Annotated in this window: 18 protein-coding genes; 3 read left to right on the top strand and 15 right to left on the bottom strand. The window is 69.0% G+C overall.

The features are described from left to right. Positions 1-2: 2 nt before the first annotated feature. Positions 3-296, bottom strand: a complete 294-nt coding sequence (locus tag AAGI91_00575) for a DUF721 domain-containing protein (GenBank protein MEM1041099.1) — start codon at positions 294-296, stop codon at positions 3-5. A gap of 258 nt (positions 297-554) precedes the next feature. On the opposite strand from AAGI91_00575, the gene AAGI91_00570 reads away from it, so the two are divergent. Both AAGI91_00570 and AAGI91_00565 read left to right on the top strand, forming a co-directional pair. Next, a complete protein-coding gene (locus AAGI91_00570) occupies positions 555-1,946 on the top strand; it encodes a TolC family protein (GenBank protein MEM1041098.1) in 1,392 nt (463 codons plus the stop codon). Positions 1,947-2,001: 55 nt separating this feature from the next. Further along, positions 2,002-2,595, top strand: a complete 594-nt coding sequence (locus AAGI91_00565) for an ABC transporter substrate-binding protein (protein ID MEM1041097.1) — start codon at positions 2,002-2,004, stop codon at positions 2,593-2,595. A 6-nt stretch (positions 2,596-2,601) separates the two neighbouring features. Here AAGI91_00565 and AAGI91_00560 read toward each other — a convergent pair whose 3' ends face one another. The 6 genes from AAGI91_00560 to AAGI91_00535 all read right to left on the bottom strand — a co-directional run bounded on the left by AAGI91_00560 (position 2,602) and on the right by AAGI91_00535 (position 13,469). Continuing rightward, on the bottom strand, positions 2,602-4,224 hold the full coding sequence (locus tag AAGI91_00560; GenBank protein MEM1041096.1) for a hypothetical protein: 1,623 nt from the start codon (positions 4,222-4,224) through the stop codon (positions 2,602-2,604). A gap of 194 nt (positions 4,225-4,418) precedes the next feature. After that, positions 4,419-5,750: a RagB/SusD family nutrient uptake outer membrane protein gene (locus AAGI91_00555; protein MEM1041095.1), complete on the bottom strand. Its 1,332-nt coding sequence runs from the start codon at positions 5,748-5,750 to the stop codon at positions 4,419-4,421. Between the two features lie 43 nt (positions 5,751-5,793). After that, on the bottom strand, positions 5,794-8,712 hold the full coding sequence (locus AAGI91_00550; protein ID MEM1041094.1) for a SusC/RagA family TonB-linked outer membrane protein: 2,919 nt from the start codon (positions 8,710-8,712) through the stop codon (positions 5,794-5,796). A 157-nt stretch (positions 8,713-8,869) separates the two neighbouring features. Continuing rightward, a complete protein-coding gene (locus AAGI91_00545; GenBank protein MEM1041093.1) occupies positions 8,870-9,706 on the bottom strand; it encodes a LytTR family DNA-binding domain-containing protein in 837 nt (278 codons plus the stop codon). Between the two features lie 211 nt (positions 9,707-9,917). Beyond that, positions 9,918-10,799, bottom strand: coding sequence for a class I SAM-dependent methyltransferase (locus tag AAGI91_00540; protein MEM1041092.1), 882 nt, complete (start codon positions 10,797-10,799; stop codon positions 9,918-9,920). A gap of 156 nt (positions 10,800-10,955) precedes the next feature. Next, positions 10,956-13,469 (bottom strand): histidine kinase, encoded by a 2,514-nt coding sequence (locus AAGI91_00535; GenBank protein ID MEM1041091.1) that lies wholly within the window; start codon positions 13,467-13,469, stop codon positions 10,956-10,958. Positions 13,470-13,600: 131 nt separating this feature from the next. Between AAGI91_00535 and AAGI91_00530 the strand changes: the two genes are divergently transcribed. After that, positions 13,601-14,398 carry a TatD family hydrolase gene (locus AAGI91_00530; GenBank protein ID MEM1041090.1) on the top strand — a complete coding sequence of 266 codons (798 nt, stop codon included), beginning with the start codon at positions 13,601-13,603 and terminating at the stop codon, positions 14,396-14,398. Between the two features lie 216 nt (positions 14,399-14,614). Here the strand turns inward: AAGI91_00530 and ftsZ are convergent, their stop codons facing one another. The 8 genes from ftsZ to mraY all read right to left on the bottom strand — a co-directional run bounded on the left by ftsZ (position 14,615) and on the right by mraY (position 24,433). Beyond that, positions 14,615-15,856: a cell division protein FtsZ gene (gene ftsZ, locus AAGI91_00525; GenBank protein ID MEM1041089.1), complete on the bottom strand. Its 1,242-nt coding sequence runs from the start codon at positions 15,854-15,856 to the stop codon at positions 14,615-14,617. A gap of 102 nt (positions 15,857-15,958) precedes the next feature. Then, entirely contained in the window at positions 15,959-17,194 is a 1,236-nt protein-coding gene (gene ftsA / locus AAGI91_00520; GenBank protein MEM1041088.1) for a cell division protein FtsA, read from the bottom strand. 76 nt (positions 17,195-17,270) lie between these two features. Next, positions 17,271-18,044: an FtsQ-type POTRA domain-containing protein gene (locus AAGI91_00515; GenBank protein MEM1041087.1), complete on the bottom strand. Its 774-nt coding sequence runs from the start codon at positions 18,042-18,044 to the stop codon at positions 17,271-17,273. Then, entirely contained in the window at positions 18,044-19,459 is a 1,416-nt protein-coding gene (gene murC / locus AAGI91_00510) for a UDP-N-acetylmuramate--L-alanine ligase (GenBank protein ID MEM1041086.1), read from the bottom strand. The genes AAGI91_00515 and murC overlap by 1 nt, the downstream gene beginning before the upstream one ends. Beyond that, the gene (gene murG, locus AAGI91_00505) at positions 19,456-20,583 is read right to left on the bottom strand and encodes an undecaprenyldiphospho-muramoylpentapeptide beta-N-acetylglucosaminyltransferase (protein ID MEM1041085.1); all 1,128 of its coding nucleotides are present in this window, start codon (positions 20,581-20,583) and stop codon (positions 19,456-19,458) included. The genes murC and murG overlap by 4 nt, the downstream gene beginning before the upstream one ends. Before the next feature lie 92 nt (positions 20,584-20,675). Next, positions 20,676-21,833, bottom strand: coding sequence for an FtsW/RodA/SpoVE family cell cycle protein (locus tag AAGI91_00500; protein ID MEM1041084.1), 1,158 nt, complete (start codon positions 21,831-21,833; stop codon positions 20,676-20,678). 78 nt (positions 21,834-21,911) lie between these two features. Beyond that, positions 21,912-23,282, bottom strand: a complete 1,371-nt coding sequence (gene murD / locus AAGI91_00495) for a UDP-N-acetylmuramoyl-L-alanine--D-glutamate ligase (GenBank protein MEM1041083.1) — start codon at positions 23,280-23,282, stop codon at positions 21,912-21,914. Further along, the gene (mraY, locus tag AAGI91_00490) at positions 23,279-24,433 is read right to left on the bottom strand and encodes a phospho-N-acetylmuramoyl-pentapeptide-transferase (protein MEM1041082.1); all 1,155 of its coding nucleotides are present in this window, start codon (positions 24,431-24,433) and stop codon (positions 23,279-23,281) included. The genes murD and mraY overlap by 4 nt, the downstream gene beginning before the upstream one ends. Positions 24,434-24,606: the final 173 nt, after the last annotated feature.

The following is a 24,606-nucleotide window of genomic DNA, read 5'->3' as shown; positions in this document are numbered from 1 at the left end:
CCTCAGCGGAACACGATCTCGCGAATGACTTCGCTGCCGAGTTCGGCGTTGAGGCGCTCGCACCAGGGGCGGCGCTGGAGGTGGAGTTGGTGCCGCCACGGGGCAGAGCGGATCTTGACGAACAAGGCCCCGCCCTTCACCCACGCCTTTTCCGTCACCCCGTTGATCTGCGGTCCGGCGAGCGTCGCCCATGCCTCCACGGCCCGCACCGCGTCGATCTTCTCGCGGTAGCCGGCCTTGTCGATCACCTCGCGGAGCACGGCCCCGAGCGGCTGCGGCGTGTTGTGGTAGGGCATGGATAGGAGCGGACGAGCGGAGGAAGGGAAGAGCGGAGGATGCAACCCTATCTCTTCGATTTCATGCTACGCCTCTGCAGCGGTTGGGACCGTGGGGGTAGACCGAAGGTACTTCACCGATCTGCTCTCGATCACGCGTCTCGCCCTGGCTAGCGGTCCTTCACACTGCACGCGTCCCTCTTCGCGTTACCTCCACTGCGTTCGCCTCGGCTGAAATGGGCGGCACGGCTATCTTTCGTCTCGTTCCCTACCGCCTCCATGCTCCGACTGCTCGCGCTCCTCGCCGCCCTCGCGCCGGCGGCCCTCGCCCAGCCCGACACGCTCGACGTGGACGTGCTCGGGGCGATGCGGCTGGCGCTCGACGGAAGCCCGGAGGTCGAGATCGAGCGCGCCGGGCGGGACTTTGCGGCGGCGCGGGCGCGGCAGGCGCGGGCGGCGCGCTTCCTGACCGAGTTCAGCCTCACGACGGGCCACGCCGTCGCTCCCGGCCTCGACCGCAACGGCTCCACGCTCCCCGCCGACCAGCTCTACCTCGACCCCGGCGTCCGCAACGACTGGGACGACGCGCGTCCCTACAACGAGTTCACCGCCGAGGCCATTCAGCCGCTCTGGACCTGGGGCGAACTGAGCGGGCAGATCCGCGCCGCCGACGCCGCCGTCACGCTGGAAGAGGCGCAGGCGGCAGCAAAGGCGAGCGAGGTCGCGCTCCGCACCGGCGAGCTCTACTACGGCCTCCTCCTCGCCGAGACCCTGTCCGCGATTGCCGTCGAGACCGGCGAGGCGCTCGGCACGGCCCGAGGCGAACTGCAAGGCCTTCTCGACGAGGGCGACGCCTCGGTGAGCGACGCCGACCTGTTCCAGCTCCGGCTCTTCGAGCAGGAGTACCTCCGGCAGCGGGCCGAGGTCGGCGAGCAGCGAGCGCTTGCGGCGTCGGCGCTCGGACGGCAGGTGCTGCGGCCCGGCGCAGCGGTGCGCACCCGGCCCCTCGAACCAATCGCGTTCGAGCGCGATTCGCTCGGTGTCTACCAGCGGCTCGGCCTCGCCCACCGCGCCGAGCTTCGGCAGGCCGAGGCGGGGCTCCGGGCGCGCGACGCGCTCGTCCGCGTGGCGAAGTCGGACTACTACCCTAAGCTGTTCATCGGCGGGCGGGCTAGCGGGCGCTACGCCGAGGGCCGCACGCAGCAGGGCAACCCGTTCATCAGCGACTCCTTCCTCGGCGCGGGCCTCCGCTTCGGCGTCGGCGTGCGGCAGAACCTGACGTTCTTCCAGACGCGGGCGAAGGTCCAGCAGGCCGAGGCCGAGCGCGCCGAGGTGCGCTTCCAGCAGACCGCCGCCGAGCAGCTCGTCCTGTTCGAGGTCGAGGAGGCCTACCGCCGCCTCGTGATCGCCGAGGCCGCGCTCCGCGCCCGCCGCGAGGCCGTCCGCATCGCCGGCGAGTGGCTGCGCACTGAGCAGATCAACTTCGACCTCGCCCTCGGCGACGTGGACGACCTCATCGCCGCCGTCCGCGCCGACCTCGAGAGCCGGGCGGCGCGCCTAGAGGCCGTCCAGACCTACAACGTCGCCGTGCTGCGCCTCCTCCACGCCACCGGCACGCTCGCCGAGCGCGCTGAGCGCGGCACAGGGTTTGGACCATCCTCCGGCGGCTAGCTCCCCTCGCCTCCCGCCTCCCAGCCCATCGATTTCTACCTCTCTGACGTCCACCATGACCACTATCCTGAACAGCATTACGCTCGTCCTCCTCACCCTCGTCCTCGTCGCCCCCGCGGCGGCGCAGTCCGACGGCATCGAGGAGATGCTCCGGCAGCGCGACGCCGAGATCAAGACGATCCTCGGCGAGGGCACCCCGACCGCCGCGCAGCGCGACGAACTCCGCGCTGTCGTCAACGACGTGATCGACTTCGAGGCGATGTCAGCGCAGGCCCTCGGCCCGTTCTGGAGCGACCTCTCGGCCGGTCAGCAGGCCGAGTTCGCCGAGGCCTTCGGCGGCGTCATCCGCGCCCAGAGCCTCGCCGACCTCGACCTCTACCGCGCCCGCGTCAGCTACGGCGACGTGGCCGTGACCGGGGCGACGGCGACCGCCTTCACGACGGCCCGCTCGGGCGACGTGGACGCCGAGGTGGTCTACGCCCTCGCCCGCACCGGCGACGCGTGGGCCGTCACCGACATCGTGATCGACGACGTGAGCACGGTCGAGGGCTACGCCACCTCGTTCCAGCGCGTGATGAAGCGCAAGGGCGTCGCGGACGGCTTCGAGACCCTGATGGCGAGCCTCCGCAAGCGCCTCGCCCGCGGCTGACGGCGCTCACTGCCGCGTGGCGAGGTGCCACAGGAAGCCTAGCTCCGGCCGGACCGCGACGAAGGCGAACACCCAGAGCGCGGCGAGAACCCCGAGCGGGACGCCGAGGCCGAGCAAGAGCGCCCGCGGCATCGGGACGCGCGTGACGCGGCTGAAGTCGAAGAGCATTCGCACGGCGGCCACGGCTTCGGCAACCACCCACAGCGCGAGCAGCAGCGGGACCCACCGGATCGGGGCCGGCTGCACGGCCACCAGCACCGCCCCGACCATCAGGACCAGCACCGGCCACCGGCTCCAGACGGCGAGCGTGAGCGCCTGCCCCGGCCGGACGCGGTGGGAGCTCCGCCCCGTGAGCGCGAGCAGCCACAGCATGTTCAGCAGCAGCCAGACCCCGTAGACGATCCCGGTGAGGAGCACAACGGCGAGCGGTGCGCCGATCAGGCCGAGCACGCGGGCCTCGGCTTTGGGCTCCAGTCCGCCTACGAGGGCCTCCAGCACGTCGGTCCGGGTCGCAGCGTGAAGCACGACCGCGCCGATCACACCGGCCGCGAGGGCCAGCACGACGGCGAGGGCAACGCCGGTCCAATCCTCTGCGGCCCGCCCTCGCTGCAGCGCTTCGCGGTAGTAAGCGTGGCGGGCGAAGTAGCGCGGGACGAGCTGCCGGAAGCGCGGAGCGAACCCCATCATCACGGCACACCCTATCGCCAGCAGCCAGGCGACGAGCACGAACGTGGGCGTGTTGACCCGCGCCACCGGCTCCGGCCCCGCGTCGAACGCGAAGACCCGCTGCTCGCCGGTGTAGAAGCCGCGCAGCACACTGAACGCCGGGCGCGTCCGGTCGTCGGTCTGGATCAGCCCGTACGGGGCCTCGACGCCGTCGCGCCAGGCGAAGACGAACAGAGCCGCGAGCGGCGGGTCGAGGTCGCCCAACTCCGCCAGGCCTGCTTCGAGAAACCGCGCCTGGGCTGTCGGCGACCGGGGCGTCCGGTAGCCGCCCTCGACGCCGTCGTCCACGGGTGCCCCGAAGCTGCCGAGGCCGACCGGCGTCTCGTGCGCCGAGCGCCACCGCCGGACCAGGTCTAGTGGATCGTGGCCTCGCGCGTCGAGCAGCACGAGGTCCACTTGGCCAGCGCACGCGTCGTCCTCGACGAAGTGCGAGAGGTAGTACGTCTTTGCGCCCGCTAGCCCAGCACCGCGGACGCGGGCGGCGAGGGCTTCGACGTAGGCGCAGGCCGCCAGGTCGCTCGTGTCCGAGAAGCGCGTCAGGCCGAACGCGCGGGCCGAGGGATGCTGTGCGGCGAGGGCGAGGGCCGCGTCCAGTTCGCGCGTGGCGAAGGCGAGCGTGTCCGCGAGCCGCGCCGCCGGCAGGTCCGACACCGGCAGGTCCTGGTAGAGCGCCAGCCCGAGCAGGTCAGCCGTCCGCAGCACCGGTGTGCGCGTGACGAGACCCGTCCGCACCGCCTCGACGCCCGCTTCGCGCATCGCTCGGAGGTCGCGCAGCGCCGCCTGGAGGTCGTCCGGCTGCCTCCACACCACCCCTTCCTCAAAACCCGTCGCCCCCGTGCTGTCCGCCGGCTGCGCCGAGGCCGGGGCGGCGAGAAGGAGGAGGAGGAGCGCGAGGAGAGGCATCGAGAGGCAAGAGAGGCGGTTCACATATACGCCCCAAAGATAGCACCCGGCGCGAGACTGGCATCCGGCACGGCGAGGCCACGACAAGCACAAAGGGCTCTACCTCCCGGAGAAGATGCAGCCCCTGGCATCAACGAGACGCGAGGCCGAGCATGCACTCGGCCTCGCGCTGATACCGTCGGATGGCTGGTCTGTCAGCCTGGAACCTCGGAGTTGGGACGCGGCCACTGCTCGAAGATCTGCGACGTGATCCCCTCGCCGACCTCGGGAGTCGGGAGGGTGCCGAGCCGGTCGTACCGCCGGAGGTCTACCCAGCGGTGTCCCTCAGCGAAGAGCGAGTAGCGCCGCTCAAAGAGGAGCTGATCGAGGGCATTCTCGTCGTCTAGCTCAACGTTGCCGAGACCGGCTGCGCTGCGGACGGCATTGATGTCGGTCTCGGCCGCGTCAAGATCGCCGTTGAGGATGTTAGCCTCCGCCCGGATGAGGAGCAGTTCCTCATTCCGAATGACCGGGTACGAGCCTGACGAACTCGACGCGGTCGTCACGACGACCGAGCTGGCCAGTCCGTTTGCCGAACCGGGGCTGGCCGGAAGCTCCTCGCCCCGATCCAGCACCTTACTGGCGACGCGCTGATCGCCCGCCTCGGCGTCTGCCACGAACTCTGGCGTCGCCCGGAGCTTCACGAAGTCAGCCGTCGGCACCTCGAACATCGGGTTGAGACGGTCACCGCTGCCCGCGCCGAAGGTGTGGTACACGCCGCCGTTGAGGTCGCCGTCGCTGATGAACGACCCTTCGAGCGCCGAGAGGGCTGCCCCAGCATCGCCCTGGTAGATGGCGACGCGTGCCCGGATGGCCCGGTTGAACTGGGCGAAGCCGGCCGGCGTGTCGAACCCTGCGAAGCCGCCCGAGAGCGAGAAGGGGAACGCATCGCCGGCACTCTGCAGGTCCGTCAGCGCCTCGTCCAGGTACCGGTTGATTTCGGCGTAGCCCTCCTCCTGGGTCACGAACGGGACATCGACCTGGTCGGAGAATTCAATCTTGATTCCGTTCTCACCGAGATAGTTGAGGGCAAGCAGGAGCTGGTGCGCAATGAGCGTGTTGGCGTAGCCTCGGATGCCTGCCTGCTCGGCCTCGCCCAAACCTCGGGCCTCAGCCTGCTCGATCAGGATTCGTGCCTGGCCGATGGCCCGGTAGCGGCCCGACCAGGGCGTGAGGAGTAGGAAACCACCTGGATCAAGCGGCCCCGTGTAAAGCTCGCCCGTGTAGCGGGGATCGGCCGGCTCGAAGTAGTACAGGTCGCGAGCGAAGATGCCGTTGACGCGCCAGTAAACGCCCATGCCGGCACGAAGGCCGCCTTCGAGGCCCGTAGCGAGCGCCTGGATGCTCACTACCTCGGGTTCGGGAGCGTTGGGGTTGGCAACGTCAAGGCTGTCACATCCTGAAAAGGAGAACAGCGCGAAGCCGCCTACGAGGGCTGCGGCGCAGAGCCGGGTGAAGCGGCGTTGGAACAAGCGTAGGGAAGTCATAGATCTGTCGGCTGGTGTCAGCAAGTCGGAGAGCGTGGCGTGCCTAGAGGCCCACGGCGACCTTGAAATAGAAGCTGCGAGCGGAGGGGAACGGGAGCACGTCCACGGATCGCCCGATGGCGACATTCCCGAACTGGCTTACCTCGGGGTCATACCCGTCGTAGCCCGTGAACATCAGGAGGTTACGGCCGGAGATGCCGAAGGTGAGGCTCCGGGCCTGCCCGCTCGTCCAGCGCGCCACGACATCCGGGTCGACGTCGTAGGTGAGGCTCGCTTCCCGGAGCTTGAGGTACGTCCCGTCCTCGACGTAGCGGCCGGTGCCACCCACGCCGGCAAGGCGGTCCTGCCCCTCCTGCGTGTCGAGGTCTTCGGTCGTTCCGCCGAGGTCCGAGAGGAACTTGCCGAGGTTGATAACGTCGCCGCCCTGCTTCCAGTCCCACAGGAAGCCGAGGCTGAAGCGGTTAAACGAGATGTCGTTGTTCCAGGCAAGCTGGAAGTCCGGGTTCTCGTTCCCCAGAAATACCTGGTTGCCGTCCTCGTCGAGTCCGGTGATCTCGTTCGGCGAGACACCCTCTTCGATGCGGAACTGGCCAAGCGAGAGGGCGAAACCGCCGATCTCAAACGGGTCCACGTCGAGGCTCGTGATCTCGGACGAAGACGTGAAGAAGTTGAAGCGCGTGCTCCACGTCACGGCCCCGTCCACCGGCGTAGCCGTCAGCGCTGCTTCGATGCCCTGTGTGGTCATGTCACCGGCGTTGATGAACTCCGAGGTGAATCCGGAGGACGGGGGCAGCGCGTTCTGCAGGATGAGGTCGGTGATATTCTGGGTGTAGTACGAGAACTCGACCGAGGCGCGGTCATCGAACAACGTAGCGTCGGCACCTACCTCGAACTCCTGCGCCTGCTCCGGCTCGATGTCCGGATTGCCGCGACGCGTCGGGGAGAGGACACCACCGGTGCCGGCGACGTTCTCGGGAATCAGCGATGTGAACTTGGCCCGCGCCAGCGGAAGGTTGCCCGTGCGTCCAAATGCAGCGCGGAGCTTGAAGTCGTTGGCGAGGCCGCCCAGCGGCTGCCAGAAGTCAAACTGCGAGAGCCGAAGGGCTGCCGAGATCTTCGGGTAGAAGAAGAACTGCTCGGTGTCGCCGTTCCGGCTGCTGGCGTCGGCCCGGAAGCCACCCGTCAGGATCACTTGGTCACGAAAGTTGACCTCTTCCTGGAGGAAGAACCCGCGCTCCCGCTGGATCAGGCGGTTCTCCAGAATCGAGACCGTCGCCGACTGGTCGAGGTTGCTTTGGGTCTCGACGATGCCTTGCGCCTGGCTCAAAATGTTGTTCAGGTCGCGCGTCTCGTACTGGTAGCCCGCCGACGTGTTGAACGTGATCTGCGACGGCGTGCTGTAGAAGTGGACGAGGCTGAGGCCGAGGTTCGTGTTCAGACTCGTCGTACGGCCCTTAACCGAGAGACCTGGCAGGTCTTTCGCCTGCTCGAACTGAAGCTCGGGCGGCGACAGGATATCGTTCTCCAGGGTGTAGTAGTCCGCACCGCCCTGCACGTTGAAGTCGAGCGTCTGGTTCTGCACACGGAGCAGGTTGAGGCCGAGAAAGACCGACCCGATGCCTCGGTTGGAGGTCTCCTCGTTCTGGAGCAGAGCGACCGTCTGGAGCGGGTTGGCTCCGGCGGGGCCGCTCGGGAAGACGCCGTCGGTCTCCCGGAGGTCGATGAACGGCGGGGTGAACACCTGCGCAAAGCCGAGCGTCGTGCTGCCCTGGTTCTCGTTGCCGGTGATGCTCCGGTCCGAGGTCGAGCGCGAGATAGAGGTGTTGACGTTGAACCGGATGCGGTCGCTGAAGCGCTGCTCGACGTTGACGCGGGCGCTGTACTTGTCGTAGCCCGTGTTGTCGACGATGCCGTCTTCGTTGAGCGCAAGACCGCTGACGAAGAACCGCGTGTTCTGGTCACCGCCGGAGATGCCGATGTTGGTTTCGCTCAGCAGGCCGGTCTCGCCGTAGATAAGATCCTCGTAGTCGAGTTGTCCGTTCTGCGCGAGGAGATCGCCCCCCCCCTCGACGAGCGCTTCAGCCGTCTCAGCCGTGAACTGCCGCGTCCCGATCTTGTTGAGGATCGAGGTGAAGCCGACCTGCTGCGAGAGGCTGATCCGGGTCTCACCGGGACGGCCGCGCTTAGTCGTGATGAGGACCACGCCGTTGGTCGCCTTCGCGCCGTAGATGGCAGCGGCGCTCGCGCCCTTCAGGACTTCGATGCTCTCGATGTCGTTCGGGTTGAGGTCGGCGATGCGATTGGTGGGCTGGCCCTGTGGCCGGGCACTGCCTGCACCGGTCGCGGCCGTTACAATGTCGAGACCCGGCTCGATGGCCGAGTTGTCAATGATAACGCCATCGATCACGTAGAGCGGCTGCGTGTCGCCAGTGATCGTCGAGGTGCCGCGGAGGTTGACGTTGATACCGCCGCCGGGCGCGCCGGTGTTCTGGCTGATCGAGATGCCGGCGATCTTGCCGCTGAGTGCGCGCTCCAGCGTCTGCGCCGGGGCGGGCACGAGTTCCTCAGCCGAGACCGTCCCGACCGAGTTGGCGAGGTTCGAGCGCTTGACCGACGTGGCCAGGCCTGTCACCACCACTTCGTCGAGACCAAGTGGGTCCTCCTCCATTTCCACGTCGAAGGCCGTCACGCCGGGTGGCAGTACGACCTCGAAGTCGCGGTAACCGACAAACGAAAACAGCAGGCCTCGGTTGCCAGACGGCAGCTCGAGGTCGTAGCGACCGTTGAGGTCGGTCGTGGTCCCGACGGTCGTCCCCTGAACGAGGATGTTGACGCCCGGCAGGGGCTCGCCGGTGTCGGCGTCGGTGACGGTTCCGTTGACGGACTGAGCGGATGCAGAGAGCGTTCCGAGCAGGAATAGGGCGACGGCACAGGTCGCCCTCACGCTGTAGCGCTGGCGCATGAATGGGCCTCTTTTTTGGTGGGATGAGCTACGGGCGGCTCCGCAAGGCCTTCCGGGAGCCAAACCAGAAGGTAATGATTCCGTAACTCCGGCGCTATCTAAAAAGCCTAACTCCTAGGAATTACCCTACGATACGTCCCAGGGAAGCCCCGAGCCGCTACAGGCTCAGCCGGTCGCGGAGCTCGCGGGAGCGGCTCCGGCTGGCGATGACCTCGTGCCCGCCGGCCAGCACGAGCTTGTAGCGCCCGCTGAACCACTGGACCATCTCGCGGATGTGCCGGAGCTGCACGATGGCCGAGCGGTGCACGCGCATGAACTGCGCCGGGTCAAGGCGGCCTTCGAGCGCGTCGAGCGTGTGGGAGACGATGTGGCGGCTTGCCTGCCGGGGCCGGCCCGGCGGACGCGCCTCGTCGTCCTGGAGGACGTAGAGCCGGGTGATCCCGTCCTCCACCTCCGCCGAGAGCACCTGCTCGACCGAGACGATCACGAGCCGGTCGGAGCCGGGGATGGAAAGCTGCTTGAGGTGGTCGCCGTCTTGCCCGGCCAGGGCCGTCCCGGCGTGCCCGTCGAGGTATTCGAGCAGGTCGGCGAGGCGGTCCTCGCCGTCGCGCCGGGCTCCGTCCCCACCGGCCAGCCTCTCGGCGCGGGCGAGGGCGAGGGCGAGGCGGTCCTGCTGGATGGGCTTGAGGAGGTAGTCCACGGCGCTCGCCTCGAAGGCGCGGAGGGCGTGCTCGTCGTGCGCAGTCGTGAAGACGACGACGGGCCGGTTCTCGGGCGGCAGTCGGTCGAGCACGTCGAAGCCGTCCAGCCCGGGCATCTGGATGTCGAGCAGGACGAGGTCCACGCCGCCCGCCGCCAGCTTCTCCAGCGCCTCGACTCCGTCAACGGCCTCTCCCACAACCTCAATCCGCTCTTCCTCCGCAAAGGGTTCGAGCAGGCGGGCCAGCCGGCTGCGGGCCGGCGCTTCGTCGTCTACGATCAGGGTTTTGAGCATGGCGGGGGTGCGCCTGCGGCGCGGAATGGGAGGAGAGGGAGGAATGGGGCGTTCCCTGCGTGGAGGGAACGGAGGGCGAGGAGGGACTCACGTCCCCTGCCCCTCAATCTACCCTCCGTTCCCTCCTTGCTCTCCACGCCCTTTCTCTTCCTCACGGCGGCGCTTCGCTCAGGGGAGCAGAGTCAAACGATTGCAGGACCAGGCGCAGAGGCTACGCCTTGCGAAAATACCCCACCACCCAGTCGCCCAGCCCGAAGGGCCGGCCGAGGTTCTCCGCCGCGTGGCGAAGGGCCTTACGGGCGATCGTCCCCCAGCGTCCTTCCCGCGCAAGACTACGGAAGAAGAACGGGTCATAGTACCGCGACCACATCCCCGGCGTCTTGGTGAAGTGCGTCTCGAAGCCGCCGCGCTCGGCGACCGCCCGCAGCGAGGCTGCGGTGAAGCCCGAAACGTGGAGGCCCTCGTAGAGCTTGCAGACCGTCTCGGCCGCACCGCCCGAGGTCAGCCGGCGCAGCGTGTCGCGCAGCGCGAAGGTAAGCGGCTGCTGGTGCGATACGTGGAGCACGAGGAGTCCGCCCGGCCTCAGCTTGGCGTGCAAGGTCTCCAGAAACGAGACCGGCTCGTCGACATGGTCCAGGACGTGGTGGCACGTCAGCGCGTCCACGCTCTCGCGCTCGACCTCGTCCAGTTCGACGTAGCGCGCCCCGTACTGCTGCGCCCCGTACCGGACGGCGTCGGCCGACACCTCGGCACCGACGGCACTCCATCCCTCTTCGTTTGCGACGTAGACGAGGTAGCCGGGGCCTGCCCCGACATCGAGCAGGTGTGGTCGCTCGCCGTCGACGTAGCGCCGCATCCGTTCGAGTTGCCGCTGGAACTTCGGACGGCGGATGCGGACCTCCCACTCGAACCGCTCGGCGTCGAACCCCTTCAGGTAGGGATAGTCTTCTTCGAGCCGTCCCGACACCTCGGTCCGGTCGTAGAACGTGGCTCCGGTGTCCGGGCACTGGTAGATGACGCGCCCGTCCTTCCTCCCCCAGACGAGGGACGAGGAAGCACCGGAGAAGGGAGACCGGGCGGGACCTGCAGGCATGATCTGGACAGACGACAGAGGTAGGGCAGGGTTCTCGGCGGAAAGCGCAGGGCGGCGCTGGCATTAGGTTCGGCGGGGCTGAACAGACTCTAAACCCTGGGGCGCTCTCTTCGCCCAGAGATGCGCTCCAGGACGCTGCCGCGTGCAGAGTCTTCGTCACACCGGCCTGGTCTCGGCGAGCGGAATCAGCAGCTTCACCTCGGTCCCGGTGTCCGGCGCGCTGGCGAAGCGGAGGAGGTCGGTGCGCCCGTAGAGCTGCTCCATCCGGGCGGCCACGTTGCGCAGCCCGATGCCGAAGAACGACGCCGGGTGCGCCACGTCCGCAACGCCGTCGCCGCCGGAGAAGAGAGCGGGGATGCCCAGGCCGGTGTCGGTCACGCAGACCTCGGCGCAGTCGCCGCGGTGCCGGCTGGCGAGGGTCAGCGTGCCGCCGCCGCGCTTGCGCTCGATGCCGTGCTTGACGGCGTTCTCGACGAGCGTCTGGACTGCGAAGGCGGGCACGGGCAGGTCGCGGAGCGCCGGGTCCCACGCGCGCTCGATGCGGAGGGCCGGGCCGAAGCGCGCCTGCTCGATGGCGAGGTAGTCCTCGACGAGCCGCGCCTCGTCGGCCAGCGGAACGAAGGGGCGGCTACCGGTCTGGAGGATGGTGCGGAAGATGCTGGCCAAGCGTTCGACGGTGCCCTCGGCCTCGCGCGGGTCCTGGTCGATCAGCGCGGCAATGGTGTTGAGCGTGTTGAAGAGAAAGTGCGGGTTGATCTGCGCCCGGAGCGCGGCGAGCTGCGCTTCGGCGCTCTGCCGCACGAGCGCCTTCTCGCGCTCGACGAGGGCGAGCCGCTCGACGGCCAGGGCGAGCTGGCCGCCGAGCGAGCGTAGCATCGCCACGTCTTCGAGGTTGTAAACCGCCCGGCGCCGGGCCTTGCGCCCGAGCACGAGGAGGCCCGCCGGCTCGGTCTCGCCGCCCGCCACCGGCACCGCGAGGGCCACGCCGTGCGTTTGCAGGAGCCGGTTCTCCTCCGGCGACAGGTCGCTCTCGTCGAGCTCGGCGTTGCGGGCCCACACGGTCCCGGCCTGCTGGAGCCGGTCCCAGACCTGGCGCAGTTCGGCCTCGGTGAAATACGGCGGGTCGGGGTGGTAGGTGGCCCGCACCCAGGCGTCGTCGCCCGCGGGGTCGCGCAGGAAGAGCACGCCGGAGCGCGCGCCGAGCGCCGCGCCCACCGTCTGCACGGTCTCTTGGGCCAGGCGGTGCGCGTCGAGGACGTGGCGCAGCCGCTCGCTGAAGGCCCGAATCTGGGCGCGCGCCCGCTGGCGCTCGGTCACGAACCACCGGGCTACGTAGCGGCGGAGCACGCGCGCGCCCCGCTCGGCCAGCAGCATCAGCAGCACCACGTACACCCCCGCCACGACCGAGCGCGGCCACGCCCCCAGGCCCGAGGGCAACACCCGTTCCACGAGCAGCAGCCCGCCCACGACCACGAAGAACGCCGCGCCGAAGAGCAGCACGTAGACCAGCGCCCGCGTCACGACCGCGTCGGCCCGCCCGTAGCGCAGCGTCGCGACTGACGCCAGCCCGACCGGGGCCAGCGACAGGAGCTGGATGAGCACGATCAGCCCGCCGACGCCGGCGTCCGAGACCGCCCCCGGCAGCGGTACGATCCCGTAGACCGAGAGCGCCCCGAGCACCGCGAGCGCGAACACGGCCGCGCTCCCGGCCCGGCTCCACGCCGTCGACGCAGGGACGGCGTCGCCCTCTGGGGTCTCGTCCGGCCTGGGCGACGCAAGACTCAGCCCCGTCGCGGCAGCGACGTAGCAGCAGACGTAGAACAGGATCGGCGCGATGAGCGCGTCGAGCGTGAGCGGCCCCACGCTACCCCAGATCACGGCACCAGCGACTGCGCTTCCTAGCACCGCCGCCGGGAGATACACCGCCGCAAGCACTACCGCCCGGAGTCGCATTACGTCGGCGAGGACGTGGTGGAGCAGGAGGGCCGGGAACAGCACCCACCCGCCGAGCGCGAGCAGCGTCACGGCCTGGAAGAACGCCGCGTATCCGCCGCCCATCGGGGGCCCGGCGAGCGTCAGGCTCAGCAGCCGGACTAGGTTGCCGAACACCCAGAGCGACGCCGCGGCAAACAGCGCAAACGACCGCCACGACCGCCGGCTCCGCCCCACGAGCGGTGCCACGATCGTGAGGCCGAGCAGGTGCAGGAACGCTGCGAGCGCGAACCCCCACAGCGACGCCTGCCACAGCATGCCGCCGAGTGGGTACAGAAACGTCGGGTAGCGCGAGATCGGAATCTCGAACGACTGAAGCTGGTCGTCCTGCACCACGTCGTATACCAGCATGTCGCCCGGCGCGACCCCTTCCACGGCGCGCTTTAGGTCCTCGGCCGAAAAGAACTGCTGGAACTCGAACTGGTAGAGCACGGCCTCCTCGCGGAGCCCGGCCGCGTAGGCCGTCCCGCCCGGATAGACATAGGCCGCCACGATCTCGCCGTCGCGGTCCTGCCACTGCACCCAGTCGAACCCGCGCGGGGCCGAGGCCGCCGGCGTTTCCCCGGTGACCTGAGCAATCGCCCGCCAGTCCGCTACCAGCCGCCCCAGCATCAGGAGCGACACGAGCGGGACGAGCACGACGAGCACGCGGAGCGCAGCGCGTTTGGGAACAGACATTGGTTCGGAAAGCTAGAGCGCCGGTAAAGGTAGGCATTCAAGCGAGGAGGAGTGGAAGAGCGGAAGAAGGTCAAGATTCACCGCCACGCTATCTTCCCCGCCTCCGCTCTTCCCCGCTTCCGCTCGCCCTCGTGCTCATCGACACCCACGCCCACGTCTACCTCGGCCGCTTCGACGACGACCGCGACGCCGTCGTCGAGCGCGCGAAAGCCGCCGGGGTCACGGCCGTTCTCCTCCCGGCCATCGACGTGCCCTCGGTCCACGCCGCTCTCGGTCTCTGCGAGCAGCACCCCGGCTTCTTCCGGGCGATGGCGGCGCTCCATCCCTCCGAGGTCAAGGACGCGACCGACGCCGACTTCGCCGAGGTCGAGGCGCTGTGCGACCGGCCCGAGGTGGTCGCTGTCGGCGAGAGCGGACTGGACTACTACTGGGACCGCTCGTTCAACGCCAAGCAGCAGGCCTACCTGCGCCGCCACGCTCGCCTCGCCGTTCGGCGCGACCTCCCGCTCGTCCTTCACAACCGCGACGAGAAGGGCAGCGACGCCGCCTCGCGCGATCTCGTGGATATCCTGCGTGAGGTCAAAACTGAGCCCGGCGGTGAGCGCCTGCGCGGCGTCTTCCACTGCTTCGGCGGGCCGCCGTGGCTGGCCGAGGCCGTGCTCGACCTCGGCTTTCACGTCGGCCTCGGGGGAACGCTCACGTTCAAAAACGGCGGCGTGCCCGAGGCCATTGATGCTGTGCCGCTCGACCGGATCATCCTTGAGACCGACGCGCCGTATCTCGCGCCCGTCCCGCACCGCGGCAAGCGCAACGAGCCGGCCTACGTCCGCCTCGTCGCCGAGAAGCTGGCAGCGGTCAGAAGCATCGAAGTCGAGGAGGTAGAAGCCGCGACGACGGCGAATGCCGAGGCGCTGTTCGGCCCTTCCTAACCAACGAGAGAGCCCCGCGCGCACCGAGGTACGCGCAGGGCTCGGGGACAACCCTGGCGAGGTTATCCGGAGGGGACGGTGGTAGGGTACGGACCGCCAGTGCCAGCAGTGTGACACAGCGGTCGGGTTTCTCGTCCCTGGTTTCTAGTTCGAGCACACCCGGTCGTTTGTGCCGACCAGAAACTGGAAACTGTGAACCAGGAACGGCCTGAAGGGTCAGTCCATCATCTTGCGCAGGAACGCGGGCACGTCGGTGTCGTCCTCGCGGTCCCGCTCGTTGCGGCGCTTGAAGTCCTCGGCCTGGAGACGGCGGACGTTCGCCGGGCGCTTGCGGCCGGGCTCGTCGTCGTCCAGGAGGGCCGGGGTGCGGCGCTCGTAGGCGGGCGTGTCGAGGTGCTTGAGGTTGTCCTCACCCTTGTAGCCCGGCACGGGCTCGTCGCCGGTGAGGCGGACGGTGCGGCGGACGCGGGCGTCCGGGCGCGCGGTGTCGAACCCGGTGGCGATGACCGTCACCCGCAGTTCGTCGCCCATCTCAGGGTCGATGACGGTGCCGAAGATGACCTCGGCGTCGTCGCCGGCCTCGCGCTGGATGACCGACGTGGCCTGCGTGGCCTCGCGAATGCCGAGGCTCTCGCCGGCGGTGATGTTGACGAGGACGTTGCGCGCGCCCTGGATCGAGACGCCGTCGAGGAGCGGGCTGGAGATGGCCTCCATCGCTGCGCGCTCGGCGCGCTTGTCGCCCTGCGCCGTCGCCGAGCCCATGATCGCGGTCCCGCCGTCGGCCATCGTGGTGCGCACGTCGGCGAAGTCGAGGTTGATCAGGCCGTGGACGGTGATGAGGTCCGAGATGCCGCGCGTGGCGTTGTAGAGCACGTCGTCGGCCATCTCGAAGGCTTCCACGAGCGTCGTGTCGTCCTCGGCGATGTCGAGCAGGCGCTCGTTCGGAATCACGATGAGCGTGTCGACGGTCTCCTTGAGGAGGTCGAGGCCCTCGGCGGCGGACTTCATCCGCTTGCGGCCCTCGCAGTCGAAGGGCTTCGTGACGACGCCGACGGTGAGGATGCCGAGGCGCTTGGCAATCGCCGCGACGACGGGCGCGCCGCCGGTGCCGGTGCCGCCGCCCATCCCGGCCGTGACGAAGACCATGTCCGAGCCGGCGATTGCCTTCTCGATCTCGGTCCGGCTCTCCTCGGCCGCCTCGGCCCCGACGAACGGGCGGGCACCCGCGCCGAGGCCCTTCGTCAGCTCGCGGCCGACCTGGAGCTTGGCCGGGGCCTTGTTCATGCCGAGGGCCTGCGCGTCGGTGTTGATGGCGACGAACTCGACGCCGTGGATGCCTTTGCCGATCATGTTGTTGACGGCGTTGCCGCCACCGCCGCCGACTCCAACGACGGAAATCTTTGCTTTCTCTTTCGCTTCGGAGTCGAAAGCGAAACGGGTGCTGAATTGGTCGGGCATGATGAATCCTCCGGGGGTTTTACGCCAGGTTGTCTTGCTGATGTGTTAGTGGATGGAACGAGGTGGTGGTAGGGGTGGGTTTGAAACCTGCCCATACACTTGTCAGAGTTCGTCGAACCAGCTCTTCATGCGTCCCGCGAGCTTAGTGACGAGGGTGTCGCCGCCGACGCCGACCGCGAGGAGCGCCGACTCGGTGGTCTCGTGGCGAAGGCCGTAGAGCACGAGCCCGACGGCCGTCGCGTAGACCGGGTCGTTGACCTCTTCGATCAGGCCGCCGGCCAGGCCGAGCGGGGTCCCGATCCGCGCCTCGACGCCGAGCACTTCGGCCGCGAGGTCGGCCGTGCCGCGCGTGAGCGAGCCGCCGCCGGTGAGCACGACGCCCGCCGAGAGGTGCCGCCCGTAGCCGGAGCGCTTGATCTCGATGCCGACGATCTCCATGATCTCCTCCAGCCGGGGCTGGATGATCTGCGCGAGCGTGCTCTGGCCAATCGCCTTCTCGGGCCGCCCGCCGATGCCGGGGATCGTGATCTCCTGGTCCTCCTCGACGAGGTCCACGAGCGCGACGCCGAACTGCCGCTTAAGGCGCTCGGCCTGGTCGTCGAGGATGCCGAGGCCTTTGCGGAGGTCGTCGGTGACCTTCTCGCCCGCGACGGCGACGACGGCGGTGTGGCGGATCGTCTTGTCCTCGAAGACGGCGATGTCGGTCGTCCCGCCGCCGATGTCGATGAGGGCGACGCCGACCGCCTTCTCGTCCTCGTGCAGCACGGCGTAGGACGAGGCCAGCGGTTCGAGGACGATGTCGGCCACTTCGTACCCGGCTTTCTCGATGCAGCGGTAGACGTTCTTCGCCGCCGAGACGAGGCCGGTGATGATGTGGACGTTGGCCTCCAGCCGGATCCCGCTCATCCCAATCGGGTCGGCGACGCCGTCCTGGCCGTCGACGATGAACTCCTGCGGGATGACGTGGAGGATGCGCCGGTCGGCGGGCATGGCGACGTGCTGGGTGTCTTCGAGCAGGCGGTCGACGTCGCGCTGCGTGATCTCGCCGTTGCGGGACGAGATCACACCCCGGCTCTGGAAGCTCTGGATGTGGTCGCCCGCGATGCCGACGTAGACGCTCCGCGCCTCGACGCCCGCCGCGCGCTCGGCCTCGCCGACGGCCTCCTGCACGGCGGCGACGGTCTTGTCGATGTTGACGACGACGCCGCGGTTGAGGCCCTCGGAGTGGGCCACGCCGACGCCGAGGACGTTGATGCGGTCGAGTTCGTCGGCGGCCGCGACGACGGCGCACACCTTCGTCGTTCCGATGTCCACGCCGACTACGATGCGTTCATTCATGGGTTTGGGGCTTTTGGCTGTTGGCTATTAGCTGTTAGCTCCGGGGATCAGAGGCTAAAAGCCAAGAGCTAATAGCTTATTCTGTTACAATCTGCCCGCCGAAGCGGAGATCGATTCGGCGGACGGGGGTTTGGGGGCGGGTGAGGAGGGCTTGGTGCCAGAAGGCGTGGAGGCGAGAGAACTTCTCGGTGAAGCCGGTGCGGCCGAGCGCGGCAGGGAGCGCGCGGCCGTCCGGCAGGGGTGCGGTGGTGAGGGTGAGAGACCCGTCGCGGCTTCGCTCGATGAAGGAGACGAGGGCGTCGGTCTCAGGCGGGGCGGCAGCGAGCGCGGCCAGGAGTTCGAGCGTCATCGCGTGGCTAGAGGGCTGCGTCGGGTGGAACGGGCCGAAACTGCCCGAGAGGAGCGGCACGTCGTAGGCCGCGTCCGGCGCGACCGGCATCCTGAAGCCGGCCGCGTCGAAGAAATATTCCGCCCGCCCGACCGCGTCGAGGACGAGTGCGACGGGCACGCGCTCCGTCACGGCAATGCCGAGGGTGCCTGTCGGCCAGCGCGTCACGCGGGCGTCCTGCACCCACGGATGCCGGCGGGCGCGGTCGGCGACGATCGCCGGGTCGAGCGCGAAGAGCCGCGCCGAGTCCGGGACGGCGACGAGGTCGAGCACGGCGGCGGTGTCGGCGTGGACGGTGCCCGAGACGTCGACGGCGCGGACCGGCAGCGCCGCCTGCCACTGCCACCCGAGCACGCCGACCGCCGCCGCGGCTGTGAGGCCGAGGACGGCCAGCACGCGGCGGAGCCACGAGTGGCGTAGCGCGCGGCGACGGGCCTGCTGTTTTTTCGTCGGCTTCGCCATCACGCAGCCTCCTCGTCTTGAAGCTGCTCCAGAAACTCCTCGCCGCAGGTCCACACGTCGCCCGCGCCCATCGTGAGGACGAGGTCGCCGGGACGCGTCACCTCGCGCAGGAAGCTGGGCAGGTCCGACGTGTCCGGGACGAAGCGCACGTCGCGGTGGCCGTAGCGCGAGGTAAGGTCGGCCAGGGCCTTGCCGGTGACGCCTTCGATGGGGGCCTCGCGCGCGCCGTAGATCTCGGTCAGGACGAGGACGTCGGCGTCGTAGAACGCGCGGGCGAACGCTTCCTGGAAGTCGCGGGTGCGGCTGTAGAGGTGCGGCTGGAAGACGGCGACGACGCGGCGGTCCGGCCACCCGGTCGAGGCCGCGTCGAGCGTCGCCTCGATCTCGGTCGGGTGGTGGGCGTAGTCGTCGATCACGATCAGGCCGGCGGCCTCGCCCTTGATCTGGAAGCGGCGGTCGACGCCCGTGAAGGCCGCGAGCGCCTCCTGAATCCGGGAAAACGGAATGTCCAGCTCCAGCCCGATGGCGACGGCGGCGAGCGCGTTGCGGACGTTGTGGAGGCCGGGCGCACGGAGCGTCACCTCGCCCAGCATCTCGCCGTCTCGGACCACCCCGAACCGCGTCACGGGGCCGACCTGCTCGATGCTCTCGGCGCGGATCTGCGCCTGCCGGCTCGTGCCGTAGGTGATGACGCGGCGCTCGATCCGGCGGAGCACCTCGCGCACGGCCGGGTCGTCGAGGCAGACGATGGCCGCGCCGAAGAACGGGACCGAGCAGGCGAACTCGACGAAGGCGTCCTTGAGGTCGCCGAGGTCGCTGTAGATGTCGAGGTGGTCGGCCTCGATGTTGGTGACAACGGCGAGGGCGGGGGTCAGCCGGAGGAACGTCCGGTCGTACTCGTCGGCCTCGATGATGATGATGTCGCCCTCGCCCGAGACGGCGTTGGAGTCGAAGACCGTCACCTTGCCGCCGACGATGATCGTGGGGTCGAAGCCGCCGTGCTGGACGACGAGGCCGGCCATGCTGGTCGTGGTCGTCTTGCCGTGCGTGCCAGCGATGCCGATGCCGTACTTGGCGCGCATCAGCTCGCCGAGCATCTCGGCCCGGCGGATGAGCGGGACGCGGCGGCGCTCGGCCTCCTGCGTCTCGGGGTTGGCCTCGGGCCGCACGGCGGACGAGTAGACGACGACGTCGGCGTCGGCGACGTGCTCGGCGGCGTGGCCCTCGTGAACCGTTGCCCCGAGCGAGGCGAGGCGCCGGGTGACGGGGCTCGCCTGGAGGTCGGAGCCGCTGACGCGGTAGCCGCGCGCGATGAGCACCTCGGCAATCGACGACATCCCGATCCCGCCGATGCCGACCATGTGGACGTTTTTGATCCGCCCGAAGCTCGCCTGCCTGCGCATCGTGCCCGTCATGCCGTCACCTCCCGCTGGACGAGGGCGAGGACGGCGCGGGCGATCTCGCGGGCTGCGCCGGGCCGGGCGAGGGCGAGGGCGGCGGTCTTCATCGCCGCGAGCCGGTCGCCGTCGGTGAGGAGCGTCTGCACAGTCGGTAGAAACTCGCCGGCAAGACGCGGCTCGGGGAGGAGGACGGCAGCCCCGGCGTCGGCCAGGGCGCGGGCGTTCTTGGTCTGGTGGTCCGCCGTGACGTTCGGGCTCGGGACGAGGACCGAGGGCGTGCCGGTGACGGCGAGTTCGCTGCACGTAATCGCCCCGGCGCGGCAGACGGCGAGGTCGGCCGCGGCGTAGGCGAAGTCCATCCGGTCGAGGTACTGGAGGAGCCGCAGGCGCGGGTGCTCAGGCACCTGCCGCCGGAGGTCCTCGAAGTAGCGTCGCCCCGTCTGCCAGATGACGGTGAGGGCCTCGTCGGCGAGGAGTGCGTCGAGGTGCGTGCGGAGCGCGTCGTTGACCGGCCCGGCCCCGAGCGAGCCGCCCATGGCGAGGAGCACCCGCTGGCCCGGTTCGACCTCGAAGTGCGCCCGTGCCGCCTTCCGGTCCGCCCCCGCGAGGTCGGCCCGGACAGGGTTGCCGGTGAGGACGCTCTTGCCCGCGGGGAAATAGCCGGTCGCCGCGTCGAAGGCGACGAAGACGCGGTCGGCAACGCGTGCGAGCAGCTTGTTGGTCGCCCCGGCGTAGGCGTTCTGCTCCTGGATCGCAAGCGGCACCCCGCGCAGGTAGGCCGCGAGGCCGACCGGCCCCGCGACGTAGCCGCCCGTCCCGACCACCACGTCGGGGTCGAACCCGCCGACGAGCGTCCAGCTATCCCCGAGGCCCTTGGCCAGCTTGAACGGGAAGGCGAGCAGCTTCGGCGAGAGGCTGCGCGGGAAGCCGGTCACGGTGACGGCGTGGACCGGGTAGCCCGCCTTCGGGACAGCCTCCCACTCCATCCGGTCGCGCGTGCCCGCGAAGGCGATCGCCACGTCCGGGGCCTCCTCGCGGAGCGCATCGGCGATTGCGATCGCCGGGTAGACGTGCCCGCCCGTGCCGCCGCAGGCGAACAGGACGCGCGGTGCGATATGGGAAGAGGTCGAAGAGGGCATGGCAGTAGGGGCGACCGGCCGGTCGCCCGTACAGGGTGTGGGTTGTCAGGCGTAGGGGCGGGTCTCAGACCCGCCCGTACAGATAGGTGGATTCAGGCAGGCGTTGCGTGGCGGGAAATGTTGAGGAGCAGCCCGGCCATGACGCCGGTGGCGAGGAGCGAGGTGCCGCCGTAGGAGACAAACGGCATCGGGAGGCCGGTGACGGGCAGGAGGCCGCTCGCCACGCCGGCGTTGACAAACCCGTAGAGCACGAGGACGGTCGTCAGCCCGACCGCGAGGAACAGCCCGAGCGGGTCGGGAGCCTGCCGAGCGATCCGCAGGAACCCCTGGAAGAGCAGCACCACGAACCCGAAGAGCAGCGCGCCCGCGCCGAGCACCCCCCACTCCTCAGCGATGATGGCGAAGATGAAGTCGTTGAACGGAGCCGGCAGGAAGTCCCGCTGGACCGACTTGCCCGGGCCGACCCCCGTCAGCCCGCCCATCGCAATCGCGATCCGCGCCTGCCGCGCCTGGTAGCCCTCGTCCTGGTCGGAGAAAACCTGTACGGCCTCGGTGTGCGGGAAGACCTTCGCGCCGAGCCAGCTCTCGACGCGCGCCGCCCGCTGCGGCGAGGTCAGGAGGAAGAGGTAGGCCGCCAGGAGGCCGACCGCCACGAGCGCGGTGAGGTAGCGCGTCGGCACGCGCCCGACGACCATCATCACCCCGACGGCCGCCGAGAGCACCGCCGCCGTCGAGAGGTCCTCCATCCCGATGAGGGCGATCGTCGGGACCGTCCAGACGAGGAGCGGGACGAACCCGCGCTCGAACTCGTTGATGTAGACCTGCTTCTTGGCGAGCAGCACGGCGAGGTGGAGGATGAGGGCCACCTTGGCGAAGTCCGACGGCTGGAACGAGACGCCGCCGACCTCGAGCCACCGCTGCGCCCCGCCGAGCACGACCCCCGAGAGCTGCACGAACACCAGCAGCGCAAGAGCGCCCGCCAGCAGCCACTTCGAGAGTTGGGCCACCCGCCGGTAGTCCAGCACCGACACGACCCCGACCGCCGCGAGCGCGAGGCCCATCCGCCCGAGGTGCCGGAACAGCATCCGCTCGGTGTCGCCGCCCGGCACCGTCTCGGCGAAGAACGAGACCGCGCTGTAGACCGCCACCACGCCGAGCGCCGCGAGGGCGAACACGACCCACACGACGTACTTGTCGGCAGGCGGGAGCGCCGCCGCGCGGGTTCTGATATGGCTCGTTACACTCGCCATGTTTCTGGTTTACTGTTTCTAGTTTCTCGTCTAGTGAGTGCGGTCGGGGTTACCCGACGAGAAACCAGAAACCATTAACTACAAACTGTTTACCAGGCGTTTGAATTCGTCGCCGCGCTGCTCGTAGCTGGTGTACATGTCGAACGAGGCGCAGGCGGGGCTGAGCAGGATCACGTCGCCCTCCTCAGCCATGAGGCGCGCGAACTGGATCGCCTCAGCCATCGACTGGGCGCGGGCGGCGGCCTTGGCGTGGTCGCCGAGTTCGAGGACCACCTTGTCGCCGCTCTCGCCGAGCCCGACGACGCCGCGGCATCCCGCCTTGACGAGCGGCACGAGCGAGGCGTAGTCGTTGCCCTTGTCGCGCCCGCCGGCGATCAGCACGACCGGCTCGTCGAAGCTCTCGAGCGCGTACCAGACGGCGTTGACGTTGGTGGCCTTCGAGTCGTTGACGTAGCGCACGCCGCCGAGCTCGCGGACGAACTCCAGCCGGTGCGCCACGCCCTCGAACGAGGCGAGGCTCTCGCGGACCACGTCGGACGAGATCTCCATCGCCCGCGCCGAGACCGCCGCGGCGAGCGAGTTGTAGAGATTGTGGCGTCCGCGCAGGGACAGGTCGGAGGCGGGCATGAGTACCTCTTCCATGGCAATTGAGGATTCGGGTGAGGTCAGGCGGAGGACAATAGAGCCATCGCGGACGAAGGCCCCCCGGTCGAGTTCGTGGTCGAGGCTGAAGGGGTAGCGCGTGACGCCGTCGGGAGCAGTCTGCTCGGCGCGCTCGCGGACGAGGTCGTCGTCGTGGTTGTAGACGAGCACGTCGCCGGGCTGCTGGTTCTCGAAGATGCGCAGCTTGGCCGCTGCGTACCGGCCGAAGTCGCCGTCGTAGCGGTTCAGGTGGTCGGGGGTGATGTTGAGGAGGACGCTCACGCAGGGACGAAAAGTGTCGATGTGGTCGAGCTGGAAGCTGGAGACTTCGAGCACGGCGAGGGTCTCGGCGTCGCAGTCGGCCACGCGGTCCGCAAAGGCGGTCCCGATGTTGCCGGCCACGACGAGCGGGCGGTCGGCTGTGCGGACGATGTGGGCGACGAGCGAGGTCGTCGTGGTCTTCCCGTTGCTGCCGGTGACAGCGATGATGGGCGCGTCGCAGAACCACGACGCCACCTCGACTTCGGAGTAGACCGCGAGGCTGCCGCCGAGCGCGTTCTGCACGAGGCTGGCCTGGGTCGGGACGCCGGGCGAGACGGCGAGGAAGTCCGCGTCGAGCGCGCGGACGGTGTGGCCGCCGAACTCGTGCGCGACGCCGGCCGCGTCGAGGTCGTCGGCCACGCCCGGCGCAGCGCGGCCCTGCTCGGTCAGGAACACCTCGGCCCCGCGCGCGGCGAGGAGCCTCGCCACAGCGAGCCCGCTGCGCGCGGCCCCGACGACGGTGACTTTTTTGCCCTCGACGTTCATCGGATACGTAGGACGAGGAGCGTGAGGATGACGAACATCGCGGTCACGATCCAGAAGCGGACGACGATCTTCGACTCGTGCGTGCCGAGCGCCTCGTAGTGGTGGTGGAGCGGGGCCATCTTGAAGACCCGCCGCCCCTCGCCCGTCTTGGCCTTCGTGTATTTGAAGTAGACCGTTTGGATGATCACCGAGAGCGTCTCGACGAAAAAGATGGCGCACAGCACCGGCAGCAGCAGTTCCTTCTTGATCATGATGGCCGTCGTCCCGATCGCCGCGCCGAGCGCGAGCGAGCCGGTATCGCCCATGAAGACCTGCGCCGGGTAGCCGTTGTACCACAGGAAGCCGAAGCACGCCGCCGCCATTGCCGCGGCGAAGATGGTGAGCTCGCCCGAGCGCGGCAGGTAGAGGTCGTTCACGAACGCCGCGAGGTTGACGTTGCCCGTGATGTAGACCAGCCCGATCAGCCCAATCGAGACGAACGCCGCGGTGCCGGTCGTGAGGCCGTCGAGGCCGTCGGTGATGTTGACGGCGTTCGAGAGCGCGGTGACGATGAAGACGACAATCGGGATGTAGATCAGCCAGCCGAGGTCGACCCCAACGAGCGGGCTGAGGAAGTCGTAGTCGAACGTGCCGTTGGCGATGAAGGGCAGGCTCGTCAGCGTGTTGGTCTCGCGGAAGGCCGGGAGGAAGTAGAGCGCCGCACCGAGGAGCAGCCCGAGCGAGGTCTGGCCGGCGATCTTGGTCCACTCGCTGATCCCGTCCTTGTCTTTCTTGATGACCTTGACGTAGTCGTCGGCGAAGCCGATCGCGCCCATCCAGAGCGTGGCGAGGAGGACGAGGAGGACGTAGGCGTTCGTGAGGTCGCCCCAGAGGAGCGTCGCGCCGCAGATGGCGAGCAGGATGATGACGCCGCCCATCGTGGGCGTGCCGGCCTTGTGCTCGTGGCTGACGGCCCCGGCGTCCTCGCCCTCGCGGACCGTCTCGCCGAGCTGCCGGGTGCGGAGAAAGGCGATAATCTTCTTCCCGGCGAAGAGCGCGATGAGGAGCGCCGTCACCGCCGCGAGCGAGGCGCGGACGGTGATGAAGGCGAAGACCTGGAAGCCCGGCGGGGCGTAGGTCGCTTCCAGCCATTGAAAGAGGTGATAGAGCATGGCGAGCAGGATCAGGCGGTGCGGCGGGCGAAGTCTGGCTCCGCTTTTTCGCGCTCGTCATCCCCGCGCAGGCGGGGATCCACAGGACGTGCAAGCCGGTGGATCCCGGCTCGGGGGCCGGGATGACTAGCTATTTTGTTTGAGAGATAGAAGCTCATTCGCTCGTGCTTTCG

It is taken from the genome of Bacteroidota bacterium (assembly GCA_038746285.1).
Lineage (GTDB): Bacteria > Bacteroidota > Rhodothermia > Rhodothermales > JANQRZ01 > JANQRZ01.
This window is presented reverse-complemented; position numbering and strand designations above follow the sequence as displayed.